The organism is Flavobacterium sp. LAR06, from assembly GCF_041946075.1.
In the GTDB taxonomy this organism is placed as follows: Bacteria; Bacteroidota; Bacteroidia; order Flavobacteriales; family Flavobacteriaceae; genus Flavobacterium.
This window is the reverse complement of the sequence record NZ_JAUTYT010000007.1, coordinates 73,676-89,548: the sequence shown is the minus strand read 5'-3', so window position 1 is coordinate 89,548 and position 15,873 is coordinate 73,676. Positions and strand designations below refer to the sequence as shown.

At 34.6% G+C, this 15,873-nt stretch carries 11 protein-coding genes; 7 read left to right on the top strand and 4 right to left on the bottom strand.

The annotated features are described in order from the left end of the window. Positions 1-315 precede the first annotated feature (315 nt). A complete protein-coding gene (purL, locus tag Q7C23_RS11685) occupies positions 316-3,969 on the top strand; it encodes a phosphoribosylformylglycinamidine synthase (protein WP_375032688.1) in 3,654 nt (1,217 codons plus the stop codon). A 243-nt stretch (positions 3,970-4,212) separates the two neighbouring features. Further along, positions 4,213-5,088: a hypothetical protein gene (locus Q7C23_RS11680; RefSeq protein ID WP_375032687.1), complete on the top strand. Its 876-nt coding sequence runs from the start codon at positions 4,213-4,215 to the stop codon at positions 5,086-5,088. Positions 5,089-5,182: 94 nt separating this feature from the next. On the opposite strand, the gene Q7C23_RS11675 is transcribed toward Q7C23_RS11680, so the two are convergent. Further along, positions 5,183-5,467, bottom strand: coding sequence for a hypothetical protein (locus tag Q7C23_RS11675; protein WP_375032686.1), 285 nt, complete (start codon positions 5,465-5,467; stop codon positions 5,183-5,185). Between the two features lie 242 nt (positions 5,468-5,709). On the opposite strand from Q7C23_RS11675, the gene Q7C23_RS11670 reads away from it, so the two are divergent. Further along, positions 5,710-6,141: a hypothetical protein gene (locus Q7C23_RS11670; RefSeq protein WP_375032685.1), complete on the top strand. Its 432-nt coding sequence runs from the start codon at positions 5,710-5,712 to the stop codon at positions 6,139-6,141. A gap of 180 nt (positions 6,142-6,321) precedes the next feature. Next, positions 6,322-8,100: an AMP-dependent synthetase/ligase gene (locus Q7C23_RS11665; protein WP_375032684.1), complete on the top strand. Its 1,779-nt coding sequence runs from the start codon at positions 6,322-6,324 to the stop codon at positions 8,098-8,100. 78 nt (positions 8,101-8,178) lie between these two features. On the opposite strand, the gene Q7C23_RS11660 is transcribed toward Q7C23_RS11665, so the two are convergent. After that, positions 8,179-8,871 (bottom strand): outer membrane beta-barrel protein, encoded by a 693-nt coding sequence (locus Q7C23_RS11660; protein ID WP_375032683.1) that lies wholly within the window; start codon positions 8,869-8,871, stop codon positions 8,179-8,181. An 86-nt stretch (positions 8,872-8,957) separates the two neighbouring features. Between Q7C23_RS11660 and Q7C23_RS11655 the strand changes: the two genes are divergently transcribed. Continuing rightward, positions 8,958-9,752 carry a hypothetical protein gene (locus Q7C23_RS11655; RefSeq protein ID WP_375032682.1) on the top strand — a complete coding sequence of 265 codons (795 nt, stop codon included), beginning with the start codon at positions 8,958-8,960 and terminating at the stop codon, positions 9,750-9,752. A 47-nt stretch (positions 9,753-9,799) separates the two neighbouring features. Here the strand turns inward: Q7C23_RS11655 and Q7C23_RS11650 are convergent, their stop codons facing one another. Next, positions 9,800-10,345, bottom strand: a complete 546-nt coding sequence (locus tag Q7C23_RS11650) for an exonuclease domain-containing protein (protein WP_375032681.1) — start codon at positions 10,343-10,345, stop codon at positions 9,800-9,802. A gap of 34 nt (positions 10,346-10,379) precedes the next feature. After that, positions 10,380-10,844: a hypothetical protein gene (locus tag Q7C23_RS11645; RefSeq protein ID WP_375032680.1), complete on the bottom strand. Its 465-nt coding sequence runs from the start codon at positions 10,842-10,844 to the stop codon at positions 10,380-10,382. 985 nt (positions 10,845-11,829) lie between these two features. Here Q7C23_RS11645 and Q7C23_RS11640 point away from each other — a divergent pair. Both Q7C23_RS11640 and Q7C23_RS11635 read left to right on the top strand, forming a co-directional pair. Next, positions 11,830-12,687 carry a hypothetical protein gene (locus Q7C23_RS11640; protein WP_375032679.1) on the top strand — a complete coding sequence of 286 codons (858 nt, stop codon included), beginning with the start codon at positions 11,830-11,832 and terminating at the stop codon, positions 12,685-12,687. Between the two features lie 89 nt (positions 12,688-12,776). Next, positions 12,777-15,869 (top strand): DUF6493 family protein, encoded by a 3,093-nt coding sequence (locus tag Q7C23_RS11635; RefSeq protein ID WP_375032678.1) that lies wholly within the window; start codon positions 12,777-12,779, stop codon positions 15,867-15,869. Positions 15,870-15,873 lie beyond the last annotated feature (4 nt).

The window sequence follows — 15,873 nt, the reverse complement described above, 5'->3', positions numbered from 1 at the left end:
TTCATTTAAAAAGCGGCATATTGTCGCTTTTTTTGTTTTACTGCGAAGGTAATAAGACACAAAATTAATTCTCATTTTATGTCATTTCGACGAAGGAGAAATCGCATCAAGAGAGCAACGTACTGTGTAGTTACGATACGTGATTTCTCCTTCGTCGAAATGACAAACAGTACGATTAATCATTACTTTAACTAAAAACTTTATGCCTTTGTTTCTTAGTGGCAAAAAAACATTAAAAGAGTTTGTTTGCAAATTTGCGCTTACTATTTATTTACACTAAATTTGCACCTTCAATACAACAAACTACACATCACAATGATCCATTTCTTTGAAAACCAAAGCAAAACTGTTTTCGCGGTACAAACGCAAAACGAAATTTCGGCTCAAGACATTTCAAAATTAAACTGGCTTTTTGCCAACTCTAATAAGATCGAAAAATCCGCCTTGACGGATTTTTTTGTTGGTCCCCGCGCCACTATGATCACACCTTGGAGTACAAATGCTGTAGAAATTACTCAAAACATGGGTATTCCGGGCATCATCAGAATTGAAGAATTTCATCCTGCAACGGCTGACTTTACTGATTTTGATCCGATGCTTTTTCAAAAGTTTACTCAATTAGATCAGGAAATTTTCACTATCAACGTACAGCCGGAACCCATTCTGGAAATCGATGATATTGCAACATACAATAAAGTAGAAGGATTAGCTTTAAGCCAGGAAGAAGTAGATTACTTAGATAATCTTGCTGTAAAATTAGGAAGAAAACTAACTGATTCTGAAATTTTTGCTTTCTCACAAGCGAATTCAGAGCACTGTCGCCACAAAATTTTCAACGGAACTTTTGTAATTGATGGTGAAGAAAAAGAAACTTCTCTTTTCAAATTAATCAAAAAAACATCACAGGAAAATCCTAACGATATCGTGTCGGCTTACAAAGACAACGTTGCTTTTGTAAAAGGACCAAAAGTGCAGCAGTTTGCACCAAAAACAGCTGACAAACCAGATTATTACGAGATAAAAGAATTTGATTCCGTTTTATCTTTAAAAGCAGAAACACACAATTTCCCAACAACAGTTGAACCTTTTAACGGAGCTGCAACAGGTTCAGGAGGAGAAATTCGTGACCGTTTAGCAGGTGGACAAGGTTCATTGCCATTAGCAGGAACTGCCGTTTATATGACTTCATACTCTCGTTTGAACGATGACAGAAAATGGGAAAATGCGGTTGAAGAAAGAAAATGGTTGTACCAAACTCCAATGGATATTTTGATCAAAGCTTCAAACGGAGCTTCTGATTTCGGAAATAAATTCGGGCAACCGTTAATTACTGGTTCGGTTTTAACTTTCGAACATTCAGAAAACGACCGCAAAATTGGTTACGATAAAGTAATCATGCAGGCGGGTGGAATTGGATACGGAAAATTAGATCAGGCTATCAAAAAGAAACCACAAGAAGGCGATAAAATCGTTATTTTAGGTGGAGAAAATTATAGAATCGGAATGGGTGGTGCTGCGGTTTCATCTGCAGATACCGGAGCTTTTGGTTCAGGAATCGAATTAAATGCTATTCAGCGTTCAAACCCTGAAATGCAAAAACGTGCTGCTAATGCCATTCGTGGTTTGGTAGAAAGCGATAACAATCCAATTGTTTCTATTCACGATCACGGAGCGGGTGGACACTTAAACTGTCTTTCTGAATTAGTGGAAGAAACTGGAGGTTTAATCGATTTGGATAAATTACCAGTTGGAGATCCAACACTTTCTGCAAAAGAAATAATTGGTAACGAATCTCAGGAAAGAATGGGATTGGTTATTGGTCAAAAAGATATTGATACTTTACAAAGAATCGCTGACAGAGAGCGTTCTCCAATGTATCAGGTTGGGGATGTAACGGGAGATCACCGTTTTACTTTCGAATCAAAATCAAATGGTTCAAAACCGATGGATTATGCTTTGGAAGATTTCTTCGGAAGTTCTCCAAAAACGGTTATGACAGACAAAACAATCGACAGAAAATATGCTGCTGTATCTTATTCAGCAAATGATTTCGAAATTTATTTAAAAGATGTTTTACGTTTAGAAGCGGTTGCTTCTAAAGACTGGTTAACAAACAAAGTGGACCGTTGCGTTGGTGGAAAAGTTGCCAAACAACAATGTGCAGGACCTTTGCAATTGCCTTTGAATAATGTTGGAGTTATGGCTCTGGATTATTTAGGAAAAGAAGGAATCGCTACTTCTATTGGCCACGCTCCTATTGCAGCTTTGATTGATCCGGTTGCTGGTAGTAGAAATGCTATTGCGGAATCGTTATCAAACATTGTTTGGGCTCCAATTAAAGACGGATTGAAAGGAATTTCATTATCTGCCAACTGGATGTGGGCTTGTAAAAATGAAGGTGAAGACGCTCGTTTGTACGCTGCTGTTGAAGGCTGTTCAGAATTTGCAATCGAATTGGGAATCAATATTCCGACAGGAAAAGATTCACTTTCAATGAAACAAAAATATCCAAACGACGAAGTGATTGCACCAGGAACGGTTATTATTTCTGCCGGAGGAAACTGTACTGATATTAGAAAAGTAGTGGAACCTGTTTTACAAAAAGACGGAGATTCTATCTATTATATCAATTTGTCTCAGGATGATTTCAAATTAGGAGGATCTTCTTTTGCACAAATCAGAAATACAATCGGAAACGAAACTTCTACTATAAAAGATGCTTCTTTCTTCAAAAATGCTTTTAATACGGTTCAGGAATTAATCGGCGAAAGCCAAATTTTAGCCGGACACGATATCGGAAGTGGCGGATTGATTACTACTTTATTAGAATTGTGTTTTGCTGATGTCAATTTGGGAGCAAAAATTGATTTCTCTGCTTTCGCAGAAAAAGATCTATTAAAAATCCTTTTCGCTGAAAACATCGGAATCGTTTTCCAGGCTAAATCGGATGCTGCTGTTGAAGCTAAATTGAAAGCAAACAATATCGAATTCTTCAAAATTGGTTCAGTTCAAAGTACTGCAACTTTAGAGTTTGGAGAGTATAAATTAGATATTCCAACTTACAGAGACGTTTGGTTTGAAACTTCTTATTTATTAGACCAAAAACAATCTAAAAATGGAACGGCTAAAGCACGTTTTGAAAACTATAAAAATCAGGCTTTAAATTATACTTTTCCATCTCATTTCACAGGAAAAGCACCTGTCATCTCGAGCGGAGTCAAGAAACCAAAAGCGGCTATTATTCGTGAAAAAGGAAGTAATTCTGAGCGTGAAATGGCAAATGCAATGTATTTGGCTGGTTTCGACGTAAAAGACGTTCACATGACGGATTTAATTTCTGGTCGTGAAACATTAGAAGATATTCAGTTCATTGGAGCTGTTGGAGGATTCTCTAACTCTGATGTTTTAGGTTCTGCAAAAGGTTGGGCCGGAGCTTTCTTATACAACGAAAAAGCAAAAACAGCTTTAGATAATTTCTTTAAAAGAGAAGACACATTATCTGTTGGAATCTGTAACGGTTGTCAATTGTTCATGGAATTAGAAGTAATTAATCCGGAGCATGAAGTGCACGGAAAAATGCTTCATAATGATAGTAACAAACACGAAAGTATTTTTACTTCTGTAAAAGTTCAGGAAAATAACTCAGTAATGTTATCGACATTGGCCGGAACTACTTTGGGAGTTTGGGTTTCGCACGGAGAAGGTAAATTCAATTTACCTATGGGTGAAGAAAATTACAACATTGTTTCTAAATACGCTTACGAAGGATATCCTGCAAACCCAAATGGTTCTCATTACAACGTAGCCATGATGTGTGATAAAACAGGAAGACATTTGGTTACAATGCCTCATATTGAGCGTTCGACTTTCCAATGGAACTGGGCACATTATCCAAAAGACAGAAATGACGAGTTTACACCTTGGCATGAAGCTTTTATCAACGCCAGAAAATGGATTGAAAATAGATAAATAGAATTTTCTATAATCACAAATTAAATTTCCCTTTAATCTTTTCTTATACCAGGAAAGAGTAAAGGGATTTTTTTTGCTCGCTCTTTCTTAGAAGCTTCCTTTTAAAATTCACTTGAATTGGAATAAAAATACATCTTTTGGAGTATTTTATTTTAGCAATAGACCTTTTAGATTTGCCAAGAATATTTACATTTTAATCTTAAAAAGTAAAAGATACAAAAACAACTAAACAAAAGAAAGATGCACAAGAACAAAATTTTAAGACTACTTACATTTATTATTATCCTAATTTTTAGCGGCTGTGTAAGTGAAGAAGATCTAAATCCGGATTTAAGAGAAATTATTGCGATCTGTGACCTGCTAACCTCTTCTAACGACTCTAAAGTTAGTATCTATAGCATTACACTAAATGATGGAAGCAGCACACCCGTTTACAAGTCTGAATCTTATGCTCTTGAAGAAGGCATCGTTTCTGAAGTCAAATTAAGTGGCAACGGAGTAAAATATTCGTTTTTAGTTAGAGAGTGGGGATTTGGAACTCCATACCCAGAAACCAGAAAAACATACTCAGGCACATTAAATGATGATGCGTTTCTAAAAGATCAAACCAATAAAATCAATATCATCAGAGAAGCTTCTGACTGGAAAATACTTATAAATGGCAAAAACGAGACCATATCCACAGATAATGAACCAGATGGTGGAACTGGCGGAGGTACTGATGGGGGTACTGATGGAGGTACTGGCGGTGGAACAGGTGGCGGCACTGGGGGAAATGACACTCAAGAATTAATGAACCAGTGCGTAGAAGGCAAACAAGGTGATCAAAAAAGTTTCAAATTAACTCTTCCAGCAAACGTAAAGAAAATGGTAATTGAAACATCTGAAGATGGCGGCTGCTACTTGAATTCTGCAGATTTGTTTGTCGGCAAAAGCCGTCCTTCAATAATCTCTACTTATCCATACAAATGGAATGCCGAATATTCAAGCATACTACCTAACAGAGATAAGGAAAACATCACAATCACAAATCCTTCGTCGGGAGAATGGTATGTAATGTTATATGGTTTTAATAATTACTTTTCATCCAATCTTAAAATCACACTCTCCTATTAATTTGACAACATAAGCGGATAGGGACAGCTAAATTTTAACTATCACAATATAAAAAAATGCCTCAGCGCTATCCCTATCAGCTGAGGCATTTTTTTTAGCGTTTTAGTGAGGAGGCAATTCCCGTTGTCACATTTGAAGCACCAAAAGCGAACAATCCTGATGCAATCGCATTCTGACCTGCAAAAAACTGATTATCTACAATTGCATCATTAAAGTAATGTCCACCAACTACACCTGCAACTAATCCCAGACCAATAATGCCAATATGCCACCAAGGCTCCGGATCTGGCGGTGGTGGGATCTTTTTCAATAAGTATCTTAACCATCCCGGGTACCCTGTACCACACCATCCCATAATCAAAAAGAAAGCTGTTTCCATAATTTCAATTTTAAAATAATGCCTACTCTTTTGCTTTTCGGCTCACGCATTTAATTTGAAATAAAATTATAGTAAGCAACCTCTCAATTAACAAGGTAAATAACTGTTTTTCAAAGGGGAAAAACACGGTATTTTTTAGTTAAAATAAATCTTTATTTTTAATTAAAATTTGAAGTATATTCGCTTAAAAATATTTGCCACTGATTTTTTTTTAACCCCAAAAACACTTAAACCTACATAGAATGAAATCTTTACATTTATTAGTAATTACATTATTTTTTACTGTTGCACAGTCTTATTCACAAGTCGAGGTAAATAAAATTTCTTATAATGGTCGTGATCGCTACATTACCACAACAATTGGCTATCCCGTTCCCGGTACTTATATTCCCGCAGGACAAAAAGAGCCTAGCACCGTTTTAAATCCTGATGGAACCGGAGTAATTCAGTCTGAAGATTTAAGCAAAACAAAGATGAATTGGGGAATTGAATGTACAGAAGAAGGAATTCCTGTTTTTAGAGAAGGTTTCAATAGCGCCTCTTACACTTTTTGGTACAGGCCAAACGATAGCAACGAATGGATTAACTCTCAATTTTCTATTCACTTTACCAAGAAAAAAATGTTTTTAATGGGAGAAAGAGTGAAAGAATATGTAGATTATGATGTTCAATAATCTGGAAAAAAATCACACCTCAAATTACATAATTTTTAGTTTTTGGGAAAAATTACCCACAAAAAGAAAACGTTTTCGTTGATTTTCAAGAGTCCTTATAAATTTTCCCATAAAATTCCACAAAATTAAAAATTATACCTATTTTTTATTTAATTTGCGATAAAATTCAACATATTAAACATGGTTTCAATCACACGCCTTTTTGATTTTCCCTATTATCAACAAGAAACTTATAACCTTCCGGTTGCTTTGGCAACAAAAAAAGACGGAGTCTGGGAAAAAACATCTAGCGAAGAATATATTGCTAAAGCCAATGCTGTTTCGAGAGCATTGTTGCGCATGGGCGTTCAGAAAGATGATAAAATCGCTTTAATCACCTCAAATAACCGTACCGAGTGGAATGTTATGGATATTGGTATTCTGCAGACTGGTGCTCAGAACGTGCCGATTTATCCAACCATTTCTGAAGAAGATTACGAATATATATTGAACCATAGCGGCAGTATTTACTGTTTCGTATCTGATGATGAAGTGCTTCGAAAAGTAAGACTGATACAGGCTAATGTTCCGACTTTAAAAGAAGTGTATTCTTTTAACGAAATTCCGGGTTGTAAACACTGGAGTGACTTATTGGCACTTGGTGAAGACCAAAGTAATCAAAACGAAGTTGAAGCCAGAAAAGACAGTATTCAAACTGATGATTTAGCAACTATTATTTATACTTCAGGAACAACAGGAAGACCTAAAGGGGTGATGCTTTCACATAAAAACATTGTTTCAAATGTTTTAGACAGCGCACCAAGAATTCCGTTCGATCCGGGAAAAAGCACGGCGTTGAGCTTCTTGCCTATCTGCCATATTTTTGAAAGAATGATTTTATATATCTATCAATATTATGGTGTTTCGGTATATTTTGGGGAATCAATTGATAAAATCAGTGATAACTTAAAAGAAGTTCGTCCAACTGTAATTACAGCTGTACCAAGACTTTTAGAAAAAGTTTACGATAAAATTTACGCAAAAGGATCTGAATTAACGGGTATCAAGAAAAAACTGTTTTTCTGGGCTATTGATTTAGGTTTAAAATACGAACCATACGGAGCCAATGGCGCCTGGTATGAGTTTCAGCTAAAAATTGCCCGCAAATTGATTTTCAGCAAATGGAAAGAAGGTTTGGGAGGAAATTTAGATTTAATGGTTTCCGGAAGTGCCGCTTTACAGCCACGCTTAACAAGAGTTTTTGCTGCTGCAGAAATTCCGGTTATGGAAGGTTACGGTTTATCTGAAACATCACCGGTAATTGCCGTAAACGATCAAAGAAACAAAGGATTTAAAATTGGAACTGTCGGAAAAGTAATTCGTAACGTTGAAGTTAAAATTGCTGCTGACGGAGAAATTCTTTGCAAAGGACCAAACGTAATGTTAGGTTACTATAAAGATCCTGAAAAAACGGCTGAAGCCTTGCAAGACGGGTATTTCCATACAGGAGATATTGGCGAAATTGACAGCGAAGGTTTCTTAAAAATTACAGACCGTAAAAAAGAAATGTTCAAGACTTCAGGCGGAAAATATATTGCACCTCAGTTGATTGAAAATGCCATGAAACAATCTCGTTTTATCGAGCAGATTATGGTAATTGGAGACGGTGAAAAAATGCCGGCTGCTTTTATCCAGCCTAACTTTGAATTTGTAAAAGAATGGGCAAAGCTTCATAAAACAACTTTAGGAAGCACAAACGCCGAAATAAGCGCTAATCCGGAAGTAATTAAACGTATCGACGAAGAAGTAGAAACGATTAATGAGAAATTTGGAAACTGGGAAAAAATCAAACGTTTTGAGTTAACTCCTGATGTTTGGTCTATCGATGGCGGACAACTTACTCCTACTTTAAAATTAAAACGTAAAATCATTAAAGAAATTTACAAAGACCTTTACACTAAAATCTATGGTCACGAATAACATTCCAAAATAATTTAACCAAGAAAAAGGCTGTCTAAATTTAGACAGCCTTTTTCATATAAAATACATTTAAAAATCTTATTCATCACCAAAAAAATAAGTAAAAGAAAGACTGAAATAATCTTGTTTTGCTTTTGTTTCGTAAACCCTATTGTAAAATGGTGCTTTTTTAAACGGATCAGATAATCCCATATTGTATCTTAAATTACAAGCAACATTATAATATTCTACCGTTAAACCAACTGGAATGTAAGTGTTAATGGATATACTTTCGTTTTCCTGATCAAAATTCATATATTTAACCTGAAGGTTAAGCGGTTCCAGAATGTAATTTTCTTTACTGCTGTCAGAAGGAATATATTGTTGGGCAAAACTAAATGTGATTCCGGCATTTACTCCAAATTTAAGATTATCGTCATTTAATCTCAAAAACTTGTAATTTAGAATAATAGGAAGGTCTAAATTCTCCAATTTAAATTTTAAATCTTCGGGCTCAGCATCCAGATTTTCTTTCCCAATGAATATCATTCTGTGGTGTACATAATTTAAACCCATTGAAAATTCAAGATTATCTGTAAATTCTGCAGTGGCCACAATACCCACTAAATAGCCGGGCTGCGATTTTGTAAAGAGCACATTGGTATCTAAAACATAATTGGTGTAACCCGCAGTAATACCAAATCTGCCTTCAAATGCCCCACCCTGACTGTAAATAGAAGAACTGAAAAGAATTAACAAAAGAACTGAAAAATTGATTTTGAATGGCCTCATTAAAAAAGAAAAAGGTAAAATTATTATTAAAAATTATAGTACAAATATATTGTTAAATATATACATTTGACGAAAAATTCTTTTAAATGAAAAAAATTTCTCTACTTTTTTTAATCCTTATTTTGAATGGATGCGAGATAGAACACATAAACTATTTAACACCAGTTGTTTTGAGCTATGAACCTGAAAATGTTATGACAAATTCAGCCATCTTAGGAGGTGAAGTGGGAAGTGAAGGAGGAAAAAAAATTACCGAATATGGTATTGTTTATTCTAAAACGGCCAATCCTACTATAAGCGACAATAAAATTATTGAAGGCTCAAGAATAGGTGAATCTTTTAAAATTTATACTGTTTTTGAAGCCAATACAACTTATTATTATAGATTTTATGCGATAAATGAAATTGGTGCCGGTTACGGCGAAGAATATTCTTTTAAAACCAGTATGGAAGCACCATGCAATCCAGTTACAAACAATTTGATAAAACTAAGCAACAGCCAGCAAATTATTGACATTAGCAGAGTCGAAGTACGAAATCCCAACTGGGCTTTTAATGAAGGCAATATCGAATTTAAAACAAGTTCAAATGCATCAACTGCACGAATTGTGGTACAATTTAATGAGTACAATCAAAACCCTCCTTTAACCGGAACTTATACTGTAGTTTTAGGTGATTTTGGAAATGATAAAAATCTTTCGACTGGTGAAGCTAAATTATACATCGAAAATTATGGTGGTTATCCCGGCGGAGCTGTTGCTGATGCAGGAACAAAATTTTATGTCAAAAATGACAAAAAAACAGTAACTATTATTTTTTGCGATACACCTCTTGAAACCAAATATCTTTTAAACGGAAAATTCTCTTATACGTTTGAATAAGATTTAATTTTTAAAATGAAAAGGCTGTCTTCCAAGGACAGCCTTTTTTAATTCTGCAAACACCAATGTAGAATCTTGGCAATATTCTTTGCATCGTCGATTCCACGGTGATGTGTTCCTTCCAGCGGAATATCCAGTAAATGCAAAGCGCCATTCATTCCGGTTGACTTCACTAAACCAAATTTTTCTCCAAACCAAACTTTTACGTTAATATGTTCGTCGGCCATTGGATATGGAATTCCGAATGATTTACATTGTTTTCTAAGCATATTCAGATCGTACTGACCGTAACTTGCCCAGGTATATAAATCCGGATGATACTCGTCAACTAATTTTTCAATTGCTTCCTCAAAACGCACTCCGTTTTCATCCAGTAAATTCTGGGTAATAGTGGTCAGTTCCGAGCAAAACGAACTCACACTCGATCGTTGTGGTTTGATCAAAATGCCTTGATTTTGGGTTATCTCACCCGTTTCTGAATCTAAAACCGCCAATCCGATTTCGATAATTTCATTTTCCTGTCCTTGTGGGACCGCACTTTGCCAACATGTGGCTTCTAAATCGATAATAATAATTTTATCTGTCGTTTTCATTTTTTTACTTTTTTAATAATTTATAATTCTGTCTCTAAAAAAGAGCCATTACTTCCCGAAAGTTTTTCTTGATTGATGAATAGCGTTTCTTCCATTTAGAATTATCGCTATCGCTTTTAATTTCTTTAGCTCCTTCAAGTTTGTACATTTCGTGAAACTTTTTAAAAGGACGCGGTTCAAAATCAACCAAAATTGCAGCCATATTGATCGCATCAATATTTGCCGGATCTGTTTCGCCTTTAAAGAAGGTTTCGATAGGTCTGAGCTTATCTTTTTGCTCCTTAAACTTATTCTTCTTAGTATGATCAAAATCTAAAGAAAATAAATTTCTAAAAACATTTAAGTCATCCTTAGTTGGATTCTTCTCGAAAATCAACCAGCAAAAATCACGTAGTTTTCCACGAGAAGGGCTTTGCAAATAATCGAAGTATTTTCCTTTTTTCTCCATTTCGTATTGAATCTTAATCGCTTTTTTGTATTCTTTTAATATTGTACTCATTGTATATTTTTTTATTTATTAATTTTTAAATCTTACTAATTTTTGCCATTAAGGCACCAAGGCCCTAAGTTTATATTCTTTGTGTCTTTGCGCCTTCGTGGCAAATGGCAAATGGCAAAAACCTACGGGCATAAAAAAAGCACCCGATAAAAGGTGCTTCATAACAAATACGATAATATAAATTATCCTATCCCTATAGTGCTGCACCGATATGTTAATCCATTCCAGACCCGAACTGGCGTCTAAAGATTTGGCTTTACTGCTGTTAGTTTTAAAATTCATTTTATATGTATTATATATTAAAATCATTGTGTTGTATAAATCTTTTGTTCTGATTTGTTTGGCAAAGATAAAGTCGAAAAAATCAACTATCCAAATATTTTTTAACATTATTTTACTGATTACCAATTAGTTATATTCAAAATTAAAGCAGAGAAATTCCTGTCCGCATGCTAGTGCAGATTTCTTTTTTTATCAAATGACTGTTTCTCAATCAGATTACTTTCCAAGTTATAATTCGCTATTTTGTTTACTCATAAAACATTTGGTCAATTTATTTTTTTAATCGTTTTTAGTTATGTATTATTTTTCTTTCATTTTCTTTTTGTACTTATTGAAGCCGATTCCGAAGTCCCGGACACAAACCTTCCTTAAAAACAAAAAAAGCGTCCCAATGAGGACGCTTTTATCTATTTATTTTTGAGTTTGAAACTACAATACATTTCTAATTCATTAAATACATATGACATCCTGCATCATTAGCCGGAGAAAATCCCGCTAAACGATCGCTAACTTTTATGGCTGACAGGTTCATATGACTGTTTTTTATTTTTAATTCTAAGACAAATATAAATTATTTTTCGATTTAATATAACTTTTCCTTCTATAGATGTTAAAAATAACACAAAAAAATTACTGTTGATTTCAACATATTTTCATTTTGAAAGCTACTTTTCATTATTTTTATATCACCTTAAATAAAATTATGAAAGAATATATTGACAGTATTGTCTGGTCTGAAGTTTGGGAATTTTCGAAACAATTTATTTTACCCAATATTGGTTGGTTTATATTCTGGACGGTTTTATTTATTATTCTGGGCCTTCTTATAGGAATCGTTTTCAACGTTTTTTTGTACAGAAAAAACATTTTCAGTCGTGACCGGAAATACTACAACTGGATTGCCAAACTCTGGATTCCGTATTTCATGATTGTATTTGTTTATTTCTTTGCGATGATTGGCCTTTTGTATGGAGGAAAGTATGTTTTGAAATCAGAAAACAAAAACATAACCGCCAATATTTATTCTAAAACAATTGGAACAACCTTTTCATCTGAAAAAGAGAAAAAAGATTTTCTGCATTCGCTCCAATTACTTTCTAATTCTTCCGAAGATGTCAGTAAATCTTTGACCCAGGCATTGGCGCTTTATATCAAACAAAACAACAGCGGTTTACAAACTGTAGATAACTTCAAGAATTCGTCGACATCCTATTTGCTTCAAAAATACGAGTCGGAAGTTTACAGTGCCTGCGTTTATGGTTTTATGAAAGTCGTTGACGACAAAGCCGACATGAAAAACGTAAAAGATATTGATTACGCTAAATTCAAAACGCTTTTACAAAAGCTAGATCAGATAGAACCGCAACGAATCGAACACTCCATACAATCTGAAATGGGACGCAAATTACAAGCCGGACTAGATCTTATTTTTAATGAAATCCTGAAACACGAATTGCTTTTTTTCTTGTTGTTTTTGATTATTCCTTTTGTGGAGTATTTTATTTATTTGAAGTTCGTTAAAAAAGCTGAACAACCCGTTAACGAAACAATTGTTGTTTGATCAGTTCTAGCCGTGTGATTTCGAACAAAAAATCTATTTGAAAAAAACATACATAAAATCATTTTAAAAATCCATTCCATTAAAATTCCATGAAAAAAAGTCTTAAATACATAGACGGAAACTCTGATAAGTTTTGGCAAATTGAAGTTACCGGATTACAATATACTGTCACTTACGGGAAAAACGGAACATCAGGAACTTCTCAAACCAAATCATTTTCTACAGGCGAAGAATGCCTGAAAGCGGCGGAAAAAATACTGGCCGAAAAAGTAAAAAAAGGATATTCAGAAACTGGTGATGTTGCTGTAGCTTCAAAACCAAAAACAGCTAAAAGTGCTAAATCGGATGAAGCTCTTGAAGAATATGAGGCTATCATAAAATCAAAAAATATTGATTTGCTTTTGCCTTTTCTTAAAGAAAAATCAAAAGGAAATATTGAAGCGCTAAAGAAAATCATCAAGAAAAGTAAGCGTTATTTTATGACGTATACCGATTTGACTAAGGATCCAGGTTACGTAAAAAAAGACAAACACGATTATGGCTGGGGAACCCGCGGCGATAAAAAACAAAGTGATATTATTACCCTTAGCGCCATTGCTTTATTTGATAAAACCGATATTAATTCATGGGATGAAGCCTTGAATTTACTGAACGAAATAGACGAAAAACCGCAGGTTCTGGATGTTTTATTGTGGGCAAAACCAAATTGGCTTGATACTTTTATTTTAGATAAAGTAAAAAGACAAGACTGGGTTGGATTTAATTATCACATTCTGAGAAAACTGGAAGAGCAGAATTTATTGCTTTATAATCCGGAATTATACGCTTTAACTTTAGCGGCAACTAATGAGTGGCGCGCAAAGATGAAAATCCGACAATTCGTCAATAATACATTGAGTGACAAACTAACCTGGCAAAGAGATATTCCGGAATTGTTTCACTATGAAACGATTCTGCACATTAGTTTTTTTAGGGATAATGATTCTCAAGCACATGATGAATTTCAGACGTGGGTAGTTATTTATCAATCTTTGTTAGAAGAAAAAAAGATGGAACGTGCGTTTTTTATCGAAAATGCCATCCTGATTCAAACCAAAGAATGGAACAATAACCTGAAATCTTTTTTTAGAAAAAGAATTGAAGAATTTAATGTTACTGCCGATGAACTTATCCTTTATCAGGAAAACATATTCTCCTTTCTACATAATCCCTACCCGCCTATAACGAGTTACGGAATTGAACTGATCAAGAAAATTTACGATCATCCAAAATTCAAAACCAAATCATTTCTGGAATGGCTCGAACCTTTAATGATGCGAAGCGATTGCAAAGCAGCTATTAAAAACGTCTTGCCAATTCTCGAGAAAATAAATAAATCAAACCCAAAACTAAGTGCCGCTATATCATCAATTATTGCTGATGTTTACGTGATTGCCGATCTGGCTTTGCAGGAACGCGCTACCAAAATTATCACCAAAATTGCCAACATAAAAGATAAGGCCCTTAAAGAGAAATTATCTTCTTATGTCACATTAATGCAGGGAAATATCAAATCAGGATTAACGCAATTTTTAGATGAAGATAGCCTGGTTATTGATGATGCTTTTCTTGAAGAATATACATTCGAACCTCAACAGGAGTTATTCCTTACAGAAGAAGTTCAGTTGCCAAAAGACTGGAATGATATTGTCTTTCAGTTTGGAAATTTCATTGGATCAGACGAAGTTCTCGATACCGAAATTTTAATGAATACCTATATTCAACAGCGTAATTTGTTTCCCGCAGATTATACGGCACAATTAGAGCCTTACAATAAACAGTTGCAAAAACATTATTTTGAAGCGGTTCATAAAAATTACCTGAAGTCATTTTTACAGCAGAAGATTCCAAATATCAATGGCAAATTTGACAGTACATACAAACATTACGCAAAAATTAATACGCTTGCTTTAATGAAACCTTTGCTGGAAAAAGTGCAGCAAAAAATCGAATCCAACTCTACGTTGCCGCTCCTCTCTTTCCCTAGCCATAAACCATATTGGGTTGCTCCAAAGGTTTTGTTAGAAAGAGTTATTGCGTATCAAAATACAAAAGAAGAAATTGATTATGCCGATTTGGCTGTTGCCATTGCGCGTATGCCGAGAGAAAATGTTGCAGAAGCCATTCCGTTACTGGATAAAATTGAAGGCGAAATTAAACCGCTTTTATCTTTCTGCCTTGGTGTCGATGAAAAACTGAATCTGGATTCAACTTCTCTCTTCTCTAAATTATTGGCGACAATGGGAAAAACGACCAAAGAGACAGGAAACTTGTCGCTTTGGGCGGTTGCGGCAAGAACTTTTTATCCCAACGATACTTTCCCGGAATTTGAGAATACCTATTTAAAAGAGATTCCGTTTGTGGTATCTCCTTTTAAACCTCAGGTTCGGTTTAAGGAAAAATGGAACGAGTGGACCAATTATAAAACCAAAGAAAAAGAAAGAACGCCATCCTGGTATGAACTAAGCTTCCATTTGCCGAATTATTCTAAAATTCCAAATTATTTATTGTACAGTCTGGATCTTTACAGCAGACCGAACAGTTGGGATTACAATTTGAATTATGCAGGAAACACCTATTTCTGGCACAGTCTTACACCGCAAAACTCAGATGCGCTCGCTTTGACTTTATTACATAATTGTGGTATTGCCGATGGCGCAAAACCGGAATTAAAAGCTTTTCTCGACGTTATTAACCGACCAGAATTTCGATTCTCAGATATTACATTGCTTTTATATGCCTGCTGTTTCTTTCAGGAAAAGAAAGATTTACGACTATTGACATCTGAAGTTTTGATTCAGTTAATCGAGAAACAAGCCATTGACATCGAACTTTTTGCTGAGAAAATAACCTGTCTGGCAACCGAAAAATATGGTGTGTTTTTGAGATTGGTCGATGGATTAATTGCCATTAAAGATGTTTCGCCATTGCATAATAATGCTTTATTGAAGTTGTTAAACTCCTTCTTTGAAAATCTTGAATTAAAAGATAAGCTGCCAACCAACTTCAAAAAAATAATAGAAAACTATCTGGATATTTTAACCAAAACCAATCAGAAACCGACGACAAAAGCAATTGTTTTCTTTGAAAAATGGAAAGATAATGCATCGCTTAAAGCATTGATTAAGCAAATTTTAAAATAAAGAA